We start from the raw sequence: 15,881 nt of genomic DNA, 5'->3' as shown, positions 1-15,881 counted from the left end.
TTCGTAAGTTTTTATTTTTAGTAAATATTTTAGGAATAAAAATGTTTTTGCGTAATAATTTTGTTTAACCATTACGGGGATGATAAAATTGCTTTTTTTGATAAAAAAAAGCAATTAATAGACATTTAAAGTGAGTGGATTATATCCAAAAAAAAGCTGCAAGTATCACTTGCAGCTTTTTATTTTTTAGTAAAGTTATTTCATGAATTATACCGTTTTACATTTTTAAAAATTAAAAAAAAATATCAAATAGCAAGACAGCGACTTTCTAAATGTTTGCCGTGTATTTTGCATAAAGCTTTGGAAACATATGCTTTAAATCATTTCCATCTTCATTCCATTCTTTTCCCGTCGTAATATGATTTTCCTGAAACGGATAAGGCATTTTTTGATCGGTCAGTTCTTCAAAGATTATTCCGGGTAAATAGCCAAATCCTTCCCAATCAAATTCCTCAATTAAATGAGTTTCAATCTCGGCAAGTGATTCTGGATTGTGAAGAGTTGTGTAATAAAAATCTTTTCCTTGTGCAATGACCCATTCGCGGAAATCATTGAAACTATCATCGCTGCATCCGCCATGAATAATATAAATGGCACCCCAGAGCTCCCAAGTATTTGCTTGGCCTCTAAAATTCCTAAAACTATTGCCAAATAAAATCAATTCATTGGCTGTCAGTTTTCTAAGTTCGTTAGCTAATTCTTCCTGCTGTTCTTCAAAATTTCCTCCAGAACTATTTTTGGTTTTTTGAATAATTTTCCAAAATAAATCTTCTTCCATCAGTTCTTTAGAAGCGTTAAATTCTGCGTTTTTGATAATTTTAGAACTGCGGTTTTTCTCTGAATTGCCAAAAAATAAATCAAATATTCCCATTTGTTTTTTGGTGCTAGTTTTTGTTTCGTTTTAAATGAAAGCTAATTTATGAATTTACATTAATCACTCCTTTAAAAAATTGAATACCACCAAATAAAATAGCGCCCCAGAAAATGAAGCCAATATCTGCAAGCGTTAAAATAGTGCCGCCGCAAAACCATAATGCGCCATAAATCATATCTTTTCTGGCTTTTTCAAGTTTTGCTTCTTGTATTTCGATTTCTAGATTTTCGACAATTAAGGCAGCAACTTCGCCACTTAATCCTTGTTCTGTAAGTTTGACTTGGGTTTCATGAGCCGATTTGTTTTCATTTAAGAGCAAATTTGCCGCATAACTGTAATGATAATTTGTAACATCAGCTGGTTCAATTTGGGTGGTTTCCATAGTTTAGTTTTTGGTTGGTTTTCGTTTTATTTTTAGTTATTGATTAAATTTTAAGCATGTAAATAATGTTTTTTAAGTGTTTTTTTTTTTTTTTTTTTACATTCTATAGCTATCATATTCTATCGCCAATTATTTTGAATAAAGAATTCTGATTTTATAGGAACAATTTATATTTTAATAGATGATCTTTTGAGTTCTAAATTTTCCATATACGCTTTCAAAGCCTTCCCGAAATAAGTGCTTTCATATCCGGATTTGTATTTTTTGTCTGTCATCCTGTCTCTTACGTAAAATTGCTTATGTATTAACGTATGGCTTGAGTTTATTGTGGTATATTGGGTTCTGACGGCATCATTGACGGTGACCGAAGATCCTTCGTCATAATCAAAAACATAGCGGTAAATGGTTTTCTGCTTGTACTTTTCTGATTCTATTTGGTCAGCTGTAATAAATTCATATTTGCCTAAATACCGTTTTGCTGCGCTTTTTACATACTTATCGTAGCTTGATCGTTTTTTAAGGACAATTAAAAGAACCTGATTGTCAAATTTTCCAAATTCTGGCGGAATTGCATTTGCTTCCTCAGTAAAATGATTTTTTGCATGTCCTTTTGCAATAGCGCCACAAGAATTTAAGCAAAATGAAAAGGCAATAACGAAAATTAAAATCAGTGATTGTTTTAGTTTCATTTGATTAGAGAGGGTAAAAAGTTATAATAGATTTGCTTCTCAAATATAAATAGTCGGAATAATAAAAAGTTACGGAATGCCGTAAAAGTTAAAATTTTATTAAAAAAAAGCTGCAAAATTAATTTGTAGCTTCTTTTGTTGTTAAACTGGTTGCGTAAAAACTGGTTTTATTTTGAAAATAAATTCAAACATTTTTATTCGATCTCATGCCAATAATGTTTACAGCCATCTTTTGCATTCTGTATTTCTTCTTTCGGTATCGGTTATTTTAAAAATCCAAAGTAGTGCAGTTATTGTTTTTTTTTCCTCATCCACGGGAAGTAGAGCTAATTTTTGAAAGGCAATTTTAGTTGAGTAAGTTTTTAAAATAACAACGGGTGTGGAAGATGATTTTAAAGGAATTGTGTTTAAAGCAGTTTGATAAGCGTCAGAATCATAATTGGTTTTATTGGGGATCGAATTTATAATGTAATTATGTAAAGTTGTAAATAACGCTTTGAAATTATAATCACCTTCTAGTAAAAGCATGACACCACTATTAAATTCGAGTTGGTTTTGTGCAATTTTGTTGATTAATTTTTCTGATTTTGTCACTGCTTTTTTTTTAAAGAATAATATTCAAATTTAAGTACTTGAACTCATATAAAATTATGGAAATACGTAAAGGGACGTCTTTACTTTCTTCAAATATAAAGAGGTTAATTATAATTATTTTACGTAAAACCGTATCCCTCTAAGATTTAGTCTTTACTGTTTTGAATTTGCAATTTTATATTTCATAGTAAATCTGAAAATATGTGATCAAAAATCTAAAATTTCAGAAAAAAGTATATCTTTAACCAACCCAAAAACCAAAAAAATGCAAGAAAACGACCAAGAACATTTTAAAAGAGAACTCGGATTATTAGACGGAACCATGCTTGTAGTTGGTTCTATGATTGGATCCGGAATATTTATCGTAAGTGCTGATATCGCACGACAAGTCGGGTCAGCTGGCTGGCTTGCGCTGATCTGGCTGATTTCAGGATTAATTACCATTATTGCGGCCGTAAGTTATGGAGAACTCAGCGCCATGTTTCCAAAAGCTGGAGGACAATATGTTTATCTTAAAGAGGCCTATAATAAACTAATTGCATTTTTGTACGGATGGAGCTTTTTTGCCGTAATCCAGACCGGAACTATTGCTGCTGTTGGCGTAGCTTTCTCAAAATTTGCAGCTTATATTTATGAACCATTTAGCGACGAAAATATTTTATTCGAGTTAGGCTCGTTTAAATTAAATGCTGCACAGCTGGTTTCAATTTTTACCATTATTTTATTGACTTATATTAATAGTCGCGGCGTTAAAAACGGGAAAATTTTGCAGACCGTTTTAACTATAATTAAAATTTTATCACTTTTAGGATTAATCGTTTTCGGGTTAACGCTTGCAGCGAAAGCTTCCGTTTGGGATGCCAACTGGGCTGATGCATGGACAACACGTTCGTATAATGCTGAAAGCAGTACATGGTTGCCAATTAGCGGAACGGCATTGATTACCGGAATTTCAGCAGCAATGGTTGGATCATTATTTTCTAGTGATGCTTGGAATGGCGTTACTTTTATTGCTGGCGAAATCAAAAATCCAAAACGCAATGTTGGTTTAAGTTTGTTTTTAGGAACTTTTATCGTGACAGTAATTTATGTTTTGACTAATTTGATGTATTTGGCTGTTGTACCGCTTCAGGAAATTGCAACTGCAAAATCAGATAGAGTAGCGGTGGTGGCTTCACAGTATATTTTTGGAGATATTGGAACTTTGATTATCGCCATCATGATTATGATTTCGACTTTTGCCTGCAACAATGGACTAATTATGGCTGGTGCAAGAGTTTATTATACAATGGCAAACGATGGTTTGTTCTTTAAGAAAGCAGCTGTTTTAAACGAATCAAGCGTTCCTGCTTGGGCTTTATGGGCACAATGTATTTGGGCTTCGGCGTTATGTCTGACTGGAAAATATGGGGATTTATTAGACTTCGTAATCATCATTGTTTTGATTTTTTATATTTTGACGATTTATGGAATTTTCATTTTAAGAAGAAAAATGCCAGATGCCGAAAGACCATATAGAGCATTCGGATATCCGTTTTTGCCAATGTTATACATTATTACAGCGACTGCAATTTGTGTTTCATTGTTGTTTACGAAATTTTCAACTTGTGGTTGGGGAGTATTAATAATGTTGGCTGGAATTCCAGTTTACTATTTAACAAAACCAAAAGAAGAATAAAAAACTGTTTCAAGTTTTAGGTTTGAAGTTTCAAGCTTAAAACTGTGTATAAAAAAAGCGTCTTGTTTATTCAAGACGCTTTTTTTGTTTCTAATTGTTTGTATTCGATAAGTCATTGTCAATTCTTTCAGCTGTTGGTCTTAAGAAAATCATGTAAATTAAAATCAGAATTCCGAATAAAATAAAATCAGGTTTTAGGACTAAGATCAAAAAAACGGCGCCTTCAAGAACGGCCCATCGCATAATGGATGCTGTGTAGTAAATTGGGAATTTCTCTTCAAGTTTTAATTTTGGATTGATTTGCTTCAATTGAAATCGGAATAAAAATCCGCTTAAAACAAAGGCAAAAACAGGAATCAGAACATATATTACCGACGATGAATCGATTACCGGAATGTGCAAATTCTCAATTGAAAGATCACCTAAAATATAATAAGCTATAATTGTTCCGGCACAAATAGCGAGATGAATAATTTGGAGCATTTTGATTTTTTCAGACATAACTTGGTTATTTTTTGATAGTTGCACATGCAAGTTACTCTATTTTTATAATGTAGAATAAAAAAAAGACACTACAGTTAGTAGTGTCCTTTTGATATAAATAATCTGGAAACCGTTTTATAACGTAACAGGTTCTGCAGATGATTTTATTGTTGAATTAATAATAGACAAAGTAAGCGGATCTGATTCTCCTGAAAAGAAAGCTTCAAGTATTTCCTGAAATATCGGATTTGTGTTTTCTACCAAAGAAAAAAGTGTCATAGAAGAACGTAATTTTCGCGCATCTAAATCACCAAAAATCCCATCTGCAGATTTTCTTTTGAAAGTCAGCAAAAGTTCTGAAATTTCGATTAAATGTTTTCCTAAAATAGGGTGTTCCAAATAATCTGAAGCTTCTTTTAAATCGTTAATGGCATAAAGATTTGCTGTATCACTTTTGCCCAAACCTTTTATTTGCGGAAAAATGAACCACATCCAGTGCGTCTCTTTTTTCCCTTTTCTGATTTCAGAAAGAGCGGTAAGATAAAGTTTGTTCTGCGCATCTAAAAAACGCGCTAAATCATTGTTTGAATAAGCCATTATGGTATTGTATTTAAAAAAAGGTTGCAAAAGTAGTAAAAAAGAAGAGGTTTGCCTAATAAAAGGTTCATACCGTGTGTGTTTTAACTTTTTAAAGAAGTAATATCTTACGGTTTTTTCGATTAAAAAAAGTTTTTATAATCATTCAAATCAATAAAAATCAAAGTTTTCGATTGGTTCTTCTAAAGGTAAGATTGATCCTTGGCAAAACATCCCGAGTCGTTTTCGGAACTTGATGCTGCCAAAAACTATTAGTCGTTCCAGCCATCAATAAAAAAGAACCGTGATGCAGCGGAATTTCAACTTGCGGAATTTCCTTGCTGTATTTATGACGAAGCCTAAACATTCTAGTTTCGCCAAAAGTCACCGAAGCAATAATAGGATTTGGCCCCGAATTATGCTCTTTGTCGCTGTGCCAGCCTACTCCGTCATTTCCATTTCGGTATAAATTTAAAAGAAGGCTGTTAAAATCAACCTGTGTTTCTTTTTCCACACGGCCTCGAATAGTCAATAAGTCATAAGTCCAGTTAGGTCCTTTTGGATCTGCTCCAGGATTGTCTTTATCTTCATACCAAGAAATCATTCGGGGAACAGTATAGGTTTTGTCATAAATTTCCATTTCATATTCTCTCCATTTCGTCTTGCGAAGTATTCTTTCATAAAAACGATCAGATTCTTCTTTTGTAAAGAAATTATCGATCAATATTAATTCAGAGTCAGGAATGTCAAATACTTTTTTTCCTCCCAAACCCGCAGTAAATAATTCGGTGTCGTTAAATAGTGTCATAACTTAATTTTTTACAGCTCTATTTTTAATTTATTGTAAGAAGTGTTTTTTAAAGAATACTTTTCCAGGATATTTTTCTGCGTAAGCAAAAATCAATTGCACCATGTATTGATTGCTTTTATATGCCGTGACATAATTTTTTACTTCTTCTGGATCATGAATCGAAATATCCGATGGAATATATCCCATTCCATAAAAATGACCGTTTTCTATCCAAATACAACTGCGTTCCTCTTTAGATCTTCCTTTGTCTATAATCGCAAAAGTTGGCCTGTTGCGTAATAAAAAATCAATTGCATTGTCGACTTGTTCATTATGAAATGTGGCCTCAGGCAAGTTTTTTAGATCATTATTTTGCGGAAGTTCTCCTTCCTCTGGTCTGGAATATTTGCAGAATCTTTGATCGATCTTAAATTGTTCAGACAAATCTCGGAGTAAATTTATAGCGTTGTACAAACTATTGAATTCATGAATACAAGTTTGAAATTTACTTAGTTTGCCAACAGCCAGATATTTATATCCGTTTCGTGCTTCATATTGATAAATGCCGAATTTTGCTTCAAAACGTTTTAAAGCTCTGTTGTAAGTCGGCCAAAGCTGTTTTATTTCAATACATTCTAACAAAAGTGCCATTAATTCGGTAGCACAGACTTCAAAGGAAATTCCGTGAATATCTCTTAAAAAATGTTGCCTTTGCGGATTGATTTTATGACCGCTAAAATGAGAAGCTACGCGTTTTTTTAAGTTGATTGCTTTCCCAACATAAATCACTTTTTTTACCTCATTATAAAAATAATATACACCTGGTTTTTCGGGTAAATTATTAAAATCTTCAGGAGGCAGGTTAGGTGGTAAACGCTGATCTTGTGAAGTCATCTTGACCATTTTTGCGATCTGGCCTTCATCGTCGCAATCCAGTAATTGAGAAAATAAGATTGCGGTTGCATCTGCATCTCCGCCAGCCCGATGTTGATTCTCTAAAGGTATATTTAGCGAATGGCAAAGTTTTCCTAAGCTGTAGGATGCTAGTCCTGGTTTAATTTTTCTTGCTGCGCGAACGGTACATAGTTTTCTCGCTGTCCATTTAAATCCTGCCTGTTCAAGCTGATGACGTACAAAAGAATAATCGAAGTTGACATTATGTGCAACAAAAATCCGATCGGTAAGCATTTCTAATACTTTCTCTGAAATATCGTCAAAAATAGGTGCATCGGCGACCATTTCATTATTAATTCCAGTTAATCCAAAAATAGAAAGCGGGATTTCTTTCTCTGGATTTACAAGCGTTTCATAACGGTCAATTATGTTTTTGCCGTTATGAATAATGATCGCAATTTCGGTAATGCGGCTGCCACTGGCATTTCCGCCTGTGGTTTCAATATCGACTATGGCATATTCCTGATTTTTCATCTTTATATAACGTAAATTCTTCTTTAGTTATTTTTTTTAGTGTTCAGTGTTCAGAATTTAGTTTTCAGTCTCAGTATTTACCTGAACACTAAAAACTGAGACTGAACACTAAAACTTCATTCTATGTCTCGGCAAATTAATTTCATGTTCCGATGGATAAGGTTTTCTGTGCGTAAGGCTTATATCTTCTTTAATTTGATTTTGTGTTTTGTATTGATCTTTAGAATCCATGTAACGGGGATCTGGAATAAAAGGCATTTTTGCCATTTTGATAATCGTGATGGTCGGAAAATGATAATCGACTTCGACATTTCCTAACAATAAATAACAGCCTCCGCCCTGAAAAGGATATTTTTCTAAACTATCCGGAAAATGTGCTGTATCAAAATAAGTGCCTTCATGATCGATCCAAGTTCCAAAATACATTGTTCCTTTTTTTGTCGGGACGTGTTTTCTGGAAATCAAATACGCCAGCATTCGAACCTGTTTTTTGTGATATTTTACTAAATCTCGCGCCATTACATCACCTCGATATTTGGTTTGCAGAATATCAAAAACACTACATGAAACAGGAAAACTCAACAATTCAATTTCGTCAAAAGCATCTTCAAAAACAGAACGTTCCAATGTTGGCAGTTTGTATTCTTTAACAGGCTCCTGCAAAAGTTTCAGATTTCTGTTTTCAGGTTTAAAATTGTTTAAAAGCAGACTCGCAATAACCAAAAGCTGATTTTTAGTTTTTCCCGTAAAACGAAAAGCACCCATGAAAATTAGGGTTTTAACGCCTTCAATCCCTATTGGAATTCGATTGATGAAATCTTCCAAAGAAAGATATTCGCCATTTTTATTTCGATCTTCTTCAATTAAATGTGCAATTTTCGATTCCAAACTCTGAATGTGCATAAAACCAAGATAAATATCGGTACCATATAAAGTAGTTTGATATTCGCTTTTATTCACACACGGATTATGTATCGTTCCGCCAGACATTCGTGCTTCGTGTACGTAAACCTCGGTTCTGTAAAATCCGCCCTGATTGTTGATTACCGCTGTCATGAATTCAACAGGATAATTTACTTTCAGATATAAACTCTGGTAACTCTCCACCGCATAAGAAGCTGAGTGTGCCTTGCAGAAAGAATATCCTGCGAAAGATTCGATCTGACGATAAATTTCCTGACTTAATTCAACGGGATGACCCTTTTGAGCACAGCAGACAAAGAAATTATCTTTTACTTTCTTCAAAGCTTCCAGCGATCGTCCTTTTCCAGACATGGCGCGACGTAAGATGTCTCCGTCTGCAGCAGGAAGTCCGCCATAATGCAGAGCGATTTTAATGACATCTTCCTGATAGACCATAATGCCATAAGTTTCACCAAGCTGTTCTCTGAAAACATCATGAAAATATTCGAACTGATTTGGATTGTTATGACGGAAAATATACTCTTTCATCATTCCAGATTGTGCCACTCCGGGACGAATGATGGACGAAGCTGCGACGAGAATTTTATAATTATCGCAATTCAGTCGGCGTAATAAACCGCGCATGGCAGGGCTTTCGATATAAAAACAGCCAATAGTATGTCCTTTTGCTAAATAAGAATTGCAAATAGCTTCATCTTTAGAAATAGAAGTGTTGCGAATGTCCACTTTTATTCCGCGGTTTTTGGCAATTAGTTTTACGCTGTCGTCAATATGTCCAATGCCTCGCTGACTCAGAATGTCGAATTTGTCAAAACCAATTTCTTCGGCAATATGCATATCAAAAAGCACGATTGGAAACCCTTTTGGAGGCATTTCCAGTGGTGTGTAATTCGTAATTGGTTCTTCAGAAATAATAATTCCGCAGGCGTGCATACTGCGCTGATTTGGGTATTTTTCGAGCAGCATCCCGTATTGCTGAACCATTTTTACGATCTTGTTGGTTTCATGCAAAGCCATCGGATTTTTAGCCAGCATATCCAATTCTTCTTTTGGAAGACCAAAAACTTTTCCGACTTCCCTAAAAATAGATCGGTATTTAAATTCGACATTCGTACCGCAAAAAGCAACATGATCTCTGCCATATTTTTCGAATATGTATTTCAAGATTACATCGCGCTCCTGCCAGCTCCAATCGATATCAAAATCAGGCGGCGTTTTTCGGTTGAGGTTTAAAAAACGTTCAAAATACAAATCGAGTTCAATTGGACAAATATCTGTAATTCCGAGGCAATAGGCGATAATGCTGTTGGCGCCACTTCCGCGACCAATGTGCATAAATCCTTGACTGTTGCTGTATTGAACAATATCCCATGTGATTAAAAAGTAACCGCTAAATTCTAATTCGTCAATAACTTTTAACTCTTTTTCTACACGTTTTTTAGCAATTGTGTTTTCTTTTTGGTAACGCCATTCAAAACCTTTTTCGGCTAATTCTGTTAATTTTTTTAAATCTCCTCCACGACTTCCGGTAAAGAATTTTTTATTTCTTTTAATGGAAAAATCATATTGAAAATTACATTGGTCAATGATGTACTTTGTATTCGATACAATTTCAGGGTATTTTTCATAAAAAGGCAAAAGAGATTCTTCTGTTTGCATTACATCAGAAACTTTGCAATAATCAGATTCTGTAAGTTTAGATAAAATAATATTGGTGTCAATTGCCCGAAGAATTTTATGCAGATTGTATTCTGTTTTGGTTCTAAAAGTTACAGGCTGCAAAACCACCATCTGCGAAATTTTATTTTTATGTTCAGATGTAAAAAGCCTCGAAACTTCTTCGGGACGAATGCCGATAAGTTCATTTTTTCGAAGAACTTTTGGAGCATTTTCTAAACTATAAATCACAAAAACCGATTTAAATTTGGGTGCGATTAAAGGCAAAGTTTTTCCGCTAAAATTGTGTTCAGTTAAAAAAGCATTCATTTCTGCCAAACCTTCGGCATTTTGCGCTAAACCAATATATCGGAATTGATGATTGCATCGAAATTCCATTCCCACTAAAGGTTTGATTCCTTTTTCTTGGCAAGCTTTTATAAAATCGTAAATTCCGGTAACGGTATTAATATCCGTCAATGCCATTGTTTTTATACCGCACAAAACAGCTTCGTCAACCAATTCCTTAAGCGGAATTGTGCCGTAACGCAGAGAGTGGTAGGAATGACAATTGAGATACATTATTTTTTGCGTTTTAAAATTTCGTCTTTAGTATTCGGTTTAAAATGAGCTCCGGCACAGCGCATTACGGCATCAAAACCGTAGCGTTTTTTCATTTTATCCATCGCTTCATAAAGAGATAGCATTTCCTGAGTATCTTCAAAAAGATCAATTTGGTACATTCCGCGCACGAGTCCGCTGAAGCGAACGCCAATCAAGCGAAGACGCATACGACGCTGATATACTTTCTCAAAAAGTTCCATTACATTTTTGGTCAGAATATGATCGGCTGAGGTATAAGCCACGCGACATTGTTTGGTTTCGGTATCAAAATTGGCATAACGTATTTTGACCGTTACCGTTGAGGTTAGCCATTGTTCTTCGCGAAGCTGAAAAGCCAGTTTTTCGACCATTCCTAATAATATTCTTTTCAGTTTTGCAATATCAATAGTGTCTTGCGAAAAAGTAGTTTCGGTCGAAATTGATTTTCTTTCTGTATAAGGCTCAACAGGCGTGTTGTCAATTCCGTGTGCTTTTTTCCAAAGTTCCAAACCATTTTTGCCAATCATTTGCTGTAAAACTTCGGCAGGCATTTCGGCTAAAGTCTGAATTTTTCGAACACCAATTCGAGACAAAAGCTGAAAAGTAACTGCTCCAACCATTGGAATTTTCTGAATCGAAAGCGGATTTAAAAAGTCTTGTACTTCTTGTTCCGGAATTTGAAGATTTCCAACTGGTTTCCCTTCGCCAGTTGCAATTTTAGAAACGGTTTTATTGATGGATAATGAAAAACTGATAGGCAATCCGGTTTCTTTAATCACCTTTTGTGCCAGTTCGTTTGTCCATTTATAACTGCCATGAAATTTGTCCATTCCGGTAATATCCATATAAAATTCATCGATGCTTGCTTTTTCTAAAACAGGCGCTTTTTCCTGAAGAATTTCAGTAACATCATGAGAAAGATGCGAATACAATTCCATATCGCCTTTCATGACTTTAGCGTCGGGGCAAAGTTTCAAAGCCATACGAATAGGCATCGCAGAACGGACTCCAAATTTACGGGCTTCATATGAGCAAGATGCCACAACACCACGGTCGCCTCCGCCTATAATAAGTGGAATCCCGTTGAGTTCAGAATTAGTGCGTCTTTCGCAGGATACAAAAAAGGTATCCAAATCCATATGTACAATTGCCCTTGCCATTTTTCCTTTGTTTTTGTATGGAACAAAATTAGTACAGATAATAACATTTTTTGTATATTTGCTGTTCCAAATTATAACAAATTAATTATGTCCTTATTTTCAGATAACATCAGAGCATTGAGGGTTAAGCATAAAATATCACAAGAAAAATTAGCTGAAAACCTGAGCATTACAAGAGGAAGATACGTGAAATACGAAGATGGAACTTCGGAAGCTCCGTATGACATTTTAAAGAAGATTGCATTATATTTTCATATGAGTATTGACTTGATTTTATCTGTCGATATCCGCAAAATTGATGTGCAAAATTTGATAAAATTAGAAGGCAACCGACTTATTTTACCCATTCAAGTGGATAGTTTTGGAGAAAATTTTATTGAAATTGTCTCTCAAAAAGCAAAAGCCGGTTATCTAAACGGATATGCTGATCCAGAATATATCGAAAGTTTACAGCAGATTACACTTCCTTTTTTAGGACCAGGAAAACACCGAGGATTTCCTGTTGAAGGCGATTCAATGCCTCCACACGAAGATGGTTCTATTATTATTGGTCGTTACGTAGAAAAACTAGGAGAGGTGATGGATGGAAAAACCTATATTCTGATTACTAAAAATGAAGGAATGGTTTATAAACGTCTCAATAAAAACAAAAAGAACGCTTTGGTTTTAGAATCAGATAATAGTTTTTATCCGAATTATGAAGTGAAGGCTTCTGATATTTTGGAAATTTGGGAATACGAATGCAATATCGGCCGCTCAGACAAAAAACAAGAAACGACGGAAACTGGAGAGATGAAAGATTTACTTTTAGAATTGAAAAGAGAAGTTCGAGAGATTAAGAATAATACTTCGAATGCTTAGTTTATAGCCACAGATTTGCTACGCCTGTTCGCTATCGCTCGGGTCACAGATTAAAAGGATTATTTTTTTTCGCCACGAATTGCACAAATTTTCACTAATTTTTTATTCAAAATATAATCAACATAATTCGTGAAAATTTGTGCAATTCGTGGCAAACAAACTATACAAAGTAGTAAAATAATCCTTTTAATCTGTGGAATCTGTGGCTAAAAAAAAAATTAGTGTCTTAGCGTCTTTGTGGCAAAAAAAAAATTACACTTTCAACGAAAACCAAAATGTACTTCCCAACCCTAAATTACTTTCAACGCCAACATTTCCATTTTGGGCTTCAATAAATTCTTTGCTGATTGCTAAACCCAATCCTGTTCCAGATTTCTGACTTCCCGGAACCTGAAAATATTTATCAAAAACTTTGTCTTTATATCTCGTGTCGATTCCTTTTCCGGTGTCGATAACTTGAAATACGATTTGGTTATTTTCTTTTTTTAATTTGATAAAAATGATACTTTTTTCAGAAGAATATCGAATGGCATTCGATAAATAATTAATCAAAACCCAGCCTGTTTTTTCGCTGTCGGCTTTTACATCTTCCAGATTTTCATCAGCATCAATCACCAGCTTTATTTGTTTTTGTTCCGCCTGAACTTTTACGGCTTCAACTGCATAATTTACAATTTTGTGCGGATTGCTTTTTTCGATATTCAGCTGAATATTTCCGGTTTCCAATTGAGATAAATTGAGTAATTCACCTGTAATTTTCAATAAGCGCTGACTGTCCTCTTTTATACTTTCGACCAATTGTTTTTGATCGTCGTTCATGTTGCCTGTTTTCTCATTTTCAAGCAATTTCAAACTCAACTTTATAGATGCAATTGGCGTTTTTAATTCGTGCGAAACGGTTGCGATAAAATTGGTTTTGGCAAAATCCAGTTCTTTAAAAAGCGTAATATTTCTCAGAATAATAACATCACCAATATTGATTTCTTTTTCTTCGCCTGTTGGAATTATCGTAATATTCAGAATTTCTTTTTCGAAATAACTTTCTTTTCCGTGCGCATAAATTTTGAGCGGTTGTTTTTTAGGAGAATCTGAATCATCTTTCAAAATCAAAGAACGAATCAAATCATTCGACAAGGCTAGAGTAGAAGCCGATTTCCCAATGACATCTTCTAATTTCAAACCAATAATTTTCAACGCTTCATCATTGGCAAACAAAACAATTCCTTCATGATCTAGACCAATAATAGGATCGTGCATATTATTGATTAAAGTTTCCAGTCGTTTCTTTTCGAAGAATAATTTATACAAATTACTATCATTATATTCCTGAAGTTTCTGCGCCATTGTATTAAACGATTTGGCTAAATCTCCAAATTCGCTATGACTCGTAAAATGAACACGTTCTGAATAGTTTTTATTGGCAATTTCCTTAATACTCAGCGTTAATTCTTTTATAGGATTGGCAATATTATTGGGCAGATTAACTAACAAATTAAAAGCAATCAAAAAACATAAAGTTCCCACAATAGCAATCCATAAATTGGCCGTTTCGGCGGTATGTTTGGCAATATCGCTTTTTTGCTTTATGGCATTCATGTTGAGTTTCATGATTGTAAAAATGTCTTGCCTGATTTGTGTTTTCAAAGATTCATCTGAGCTGTTTTTTTCTAAAAACGCAAAGTTTTTCTTTAGATTATCAGTTCCTTTTTTCTCTCCAACTTCGGTAACATTTTGCGTTTGTTTCTGAAGATTGTCTTTAAAAACAACAATTGCATTATCTCTATTAGTATTAATTTCGTCTAAAGACAAAAGCATATTTCGTGAATATTCAAGCGTATTATAATTCGCTTTCAGAATATTTTCAGTGTCTTTTTTTATAGAAAAAATATAAAAGGCACTCACCAATGTGAGTATTATTATTAGTAAAAATAATAATCCAACTCCCAGATTCAATTTGGTTTTAATTCTCATATTTTATTTTTTGTGTGAAATGTTGTTTGTAAAATGTGAAATGAAAAACAACATTTTACATCTCACATAAAACATTTTACGATAATATCACAAGATCAACATTTGATAAAGACAGTTTGTTTAGCAAACGCCTAAAAATTGTTGTAGACAAAATTACTTTAAACAAATTAAAATGTGGTTTCCCAATACACACAGTTGTAATTTGTTTTTCTTCAACAGTCGCCAAAATTGCATCGGTAATATTATTGTTTTCCAGTTTAATAACTTCTGCACCTAATTGCACAGCGAGTTTAAAGTTATTAATTAAATGCCTTTGTTTGTCTAAAGCAATTTTATTACTGCTTTCCTGCGGAGTTTCCACATATAAAACATACCACAATCCGTTATAATAACTGGAAAGTCTTGCTGTTTTTCTAATCACAATTTTAGCCGTTTTATCATTACTGCTAATGCAGGCCAACAGTTTTTCATGTCGTAAAGCATGAAGATTCGGAACTTCATTTTCAACTTTTCGAACGACCTGACTCGCTACTTCTTTCAAAGCCAATTCCCGAAGTTGTAAAATCTGTTCCGATTTAAAAAAGTTCGTCAAAGCCTTCTGAATCTTATCCGGAGTATAAATTTTTCCTTCTTTCAAACGTGCAATCAAATCTTCAGATGTTAAGTCGATATTCACGACTTCATCTGCCAATCGCAAAACATTGTCTGGAATACGTTCCTGAACATCAATGTTGGTAATCCGTTTTACATCTTCATTTAAACTCTCGATATGCTGAATATTGACAGCCGAAATTACATTAATTCCAGCTTCCAGAATCTCTAAAACATCCTGCCAGCGTTTTTCATTTTTGCTTCCTTCAACGTTCGTGTGCGCTAATTCATCCACAATAACCACTTCTGGACGAAGGTTGATAATCGCCTGAACATCCAATTCTTCCAGTTCTTTTCCTTTATAGAAAATAGTCCGTCTCGGAATTATAGGCAAACCCGCTAATAATTCATGCGTTTCTTTTCGCATGTGCGTTTCGATGTAGCCAATTTTGACATCGATTCCGTTTTTCAATAACGAATGCGCTTCCTGAAGCATACGAAAAGTCTTGCCCACACCGGCGCTCATACCAATGTAGATTTTAAACTTTCCCTTTCGTGATTTCTGAATTAAATCGAGAAAGTGTTGTGCGTTATTATTTTCGTTTTTCATATTTATTGGGT

At 34.2% G+C, this 15,881-nt stretch carries 14 protein-coding genes; 2 read left to right on the top strand and 12 right to left on the bottom strand.

The features are described from left to right. Nucleotides 1-268: 268 nt before the first annotated feature. From FND99_RS12725 to FND99_RS12710, 4 genes are all read right to left on the bottom strand, one after another. On the bottom strand, nucleotides 269-871 hold the full coding sequence (locus FND99_RS12725; RefSeq protein WP_144338343.1) for a DUF4240 domain-containing protein: 603 nt from the start codon (nucleotides 869-871) through the stop codon (nucleotides 269-271). A 46-nt stretch (nucleotides 872-917) separates the two neighbouring features. Next, nucleotides 918-1,256, bottom strand: coding sequence for a hypothetical protein (locus FND99_RS12720; RefSeq protein WP_144338342.1), 339 nt, complete (start codon nucleotides 1,254-1,256; stop codon nucleotides 918-920). Between the two features lie 167 nt (nucleotides 1,257-1,423). Next, entirely contained in the window at nucleotides 1,424-1,945 is a 522-nt protein-coding gene (locus tag FND99_RS12715) for a hypothetical protein (protein WP_144338341.1), read from the bottom strand. A gap of 219 nt (nucleotides 1,946-2,164) precedes the next feature. Then, nucleotides 2,165-2,539 carry a DUF5958 family protein gene (locus FND99_RS12710; RefSeq protein ID WP_144338340.1) on the bottom strand — a complete coding sequence of 125 codons (375 nt, stop codon included), beginning with the start codon at nucleotides 2,537-2,539 and terminating at the stop codon, nucleotides 2,165-2,167. A gap of 265 nt (nucleotides 2,540-2,804) precedes the next feature. Between FND99_RS12710 and FND99_RS12705 the strand changes: the two genes are divergently transcribed. Then, a complete protein-coding gene (locus tag FND99_RS12705; protein WP_144338339.1) occupies nucleotides 2,805-4,217 on the top strand; it encodes an APC family permease in 1,413 nt (470 codons plus the stop codon). 90 nt (nucleotides 4,218-4,307) lie between these two features. Here the strand turns inward: FND99_RS12705 and FND99_RS12700 are convergent, their stop codons facing one another. The 6 genes from FND99_RS12700 to dinB all read right to left on the bottom strand — a co-directional run bounded on the left by FND99_RS12700 (nucleotide 4,308) and on the right by dinB (nucleotide 11,837). Beyond that, nucleotides 4,308-4,718, bottom strand: a complete 411-nt coding sequence (locus FND99_RS12700) for an MFS transporter (RefSeq protein WP_144338338.1) — start codon at nucleotides 4,716-4,718, stop codon at nucleotides 4,308-4,310. A 117-nt stretch (nucleotides 4,719-4,835) separates the two neighbouring features. After that, a complete protein-coding gene (locus FND99_RS12695) occupies nucleotides 4,836-5,297 on the bottom strand; it encodes a DUF1810 domain-containing protein (protein ID WP_144338337.1) in 462 nt (153 codons plus the stop codon). Between the two features lie 160 nt (nucleotides 5,298-5,457). After that, nucleotides 5,458-6,084, bottom strand: coding sequence for an alpha-ketoglutarate-dependent dioxygenase AlkB family protein (locus FND99_RS12690; RefSeq protein ID WP_144338336.1), 627 nt, complete (start codon nucleotides 6,082-6,084; stop codon nucleotides 5,458-5,460). Nucleotides 6,085-6,114: 30 nt separating this feature from the next. After that, nucleotides 6,115-7,494 carry an exonuclease domain-containing protein gene (locus tag FND99_RS12685; RefSeq protein ID WP_144338335.1) on the bottom strand — a complete coding sequence of 460 codons (1,380 nt, stop codon included), beginning with the start codon at nucleotides 7,492-7,494 and terminating at the stop codon, nucleotides 6,115-6,117. Between the two features lie 108 nt (nucleotides 7,495-7,602). Further along, nucleotides 7,603-10,656 (bottom strand): DNA polymerase III subunit alpha, encoded by a 3,054-nt coding sequence (locus FND99_RS12680; protein ID WP_144338334.1) that lies wholly within the window; start codon nucleotides 10,654-10,656, stop codon nucleotides 7,603-7,605. Further along, on the bottom strand, nucleotides 10,656-11,837 hold the full coding sequence (dinB, locus tag FND99_RS12675) for a DNA polymerase IV (protein ID WP_144338333.1): 1,182 nt from the start codon (nucleotides 11,835-11,837) through the stop codon (nucleotides 10,656-10,658). The genes FND99_RS12680 and dinB overlap by 1 nt, the downstream gene beginning before the upstream one ends. Before the next feature lie 87 nt (nucleotides 11,838-11,924). Here dinB and FND99_RS12670 point away from each other — a divergent pair, with 87 nt between their 5' ends. Further along, nucleotides 11,925-12,698 carry an XRE family transcriptional regulator gene (locus FND99_RS12670; protein WP_144338332.1) on the top strand — a complete coding sequence of 258 codons (774 nt, stop codon included), beginning with the start codon at nucleotides 11,925-11,927 and terminating at the stop codon, nucleotides 12,696-12,698. Between the two features lie 252 nt (nucleotides 12,699-12,950). On the opposite strand, the gene FND99_RS12665 is transcribed toward FND99_RS12670, so the two are convergent. Continuing rightward, on the bottom strand, nucleotides 12,951-14,669 hold the full coding sequence (locus FND99_RS12665; protein WP_144338331.1) for an ATP-binding protein: 1,719 nt from the start codon (nucleotides 14,667-14,669) through the stop codon (nucleotides 12,951-12,953). 76 nt (nucleotides 14,670-14,745) lie between these two features. Then, entirely contained in the window at nucleotides 14,746-15,870 is a 1,125-nt protein-coding gene (locus FND99_RS12660) for a sensor protein KdpD (protein ID WP_144338330.1), read from the bottom strand. Nucleotides 15,871-15,881 lie beyond the last annotated feature (11 nt).

Origin of the sequence: Flavobacterium daemonense, from assembly GCF_007341385.1 — a bacterium.
Taxonomy (GTDB): Bacteria; Bacteroidota; Bacteroidia; order Flavobacteriales; family Flavobacteriaceae; genus Flavobacterium; species Flavobacterium daemonense.
This window is presented reverse-complemented; position numbering and strand designations above follow the sequence as displayed.

Coding starts and splice junctions, on each gene's coding strand:
- FND99_RS12680 (WP_144338334.1), bottom strand. CDS start 10,656: ATGTATCTCAATTGTCATTCCTACCACTCTCTGCGTTACGGCACAATT.
- FND99_RS12660 (WP_144338330.1), bottom strand. CDS start 15,870: ATGAAAAACGAAAATAATAACGCACAACACTTTCTCGATTTAATTCAG.
- FND99_RS12715 (WP_144338341.1), bottom strand. CDS start 1,945: ATGAAACTAAAACAATCACTGATTTTAATTTTCGTTATTGCCTTTTCA.
- FND99_RS12705 (WP_144338339.1), top strand. CDS start 2,805: ATGCAAGAAAACGACCAAGAACATTTTAAAAGAGAACTCGGATTATTA.
- dinB (WP_144338333.1), bottom strand. CDS start 11,837: ATGGCAAGGGCAATTGTACATATGGATTTGGATACCTTTTTTGTATCC.
- FND99_RS12665 (WP_144338331.1), bottom strand. CDS start 14,669: ATGAGAATTAAAACCAAATTGAATCTGGGAGTTGGATTATTATTTTTA.
- FND99_RS12670 (WP_144338332.1), top strand. CDS start 11,925: ATGTCCTTATTTTCAGATAACATCAGAGCATTGAGGGTTAAGCATAAA.
- FND99_RS12685 (WP_144338335.1), bottom strand. CDS start 7,494: ATGAAAAATCAGGAATATGCCATAGTCGATATTGAAACCACAGGCGGA.
- FND99_RS12690 (WP_144338336.1), bottom strand. CDS start 6,084: ATGACACTATTTAACGACACCGAATTATTTACTGCGGGTTTGGGAGGA.
- FND99_RS12695 (WP_144338337.1), bottom strand. CDS start 5,297: ATGGCTTATTCAAACAATGATTTAGCGCGTTTTTTAGATGCGCAGAAC.
- FND99_RS12700 (WP_144338338.1), bottom strand. CDS start 4,718: ATGTCTGAAAAAATCAAAATGCTCCAAATTATTCATCTCGCTATTTGT.
- FND99_RS12720 (WP_144338342.1), bottom strand. CDS start 1,256: ATGGAAACCACCCAAATTGAACCAGCTGATGTTACAAATTATCATTAC.
- FND99_RS12725 (WP_144338343.1), bottom strand. CDS start 871: ATGGGAATATTTGATTTATTTTTTGGCAATTCAGAGAAAAACCGCAGT.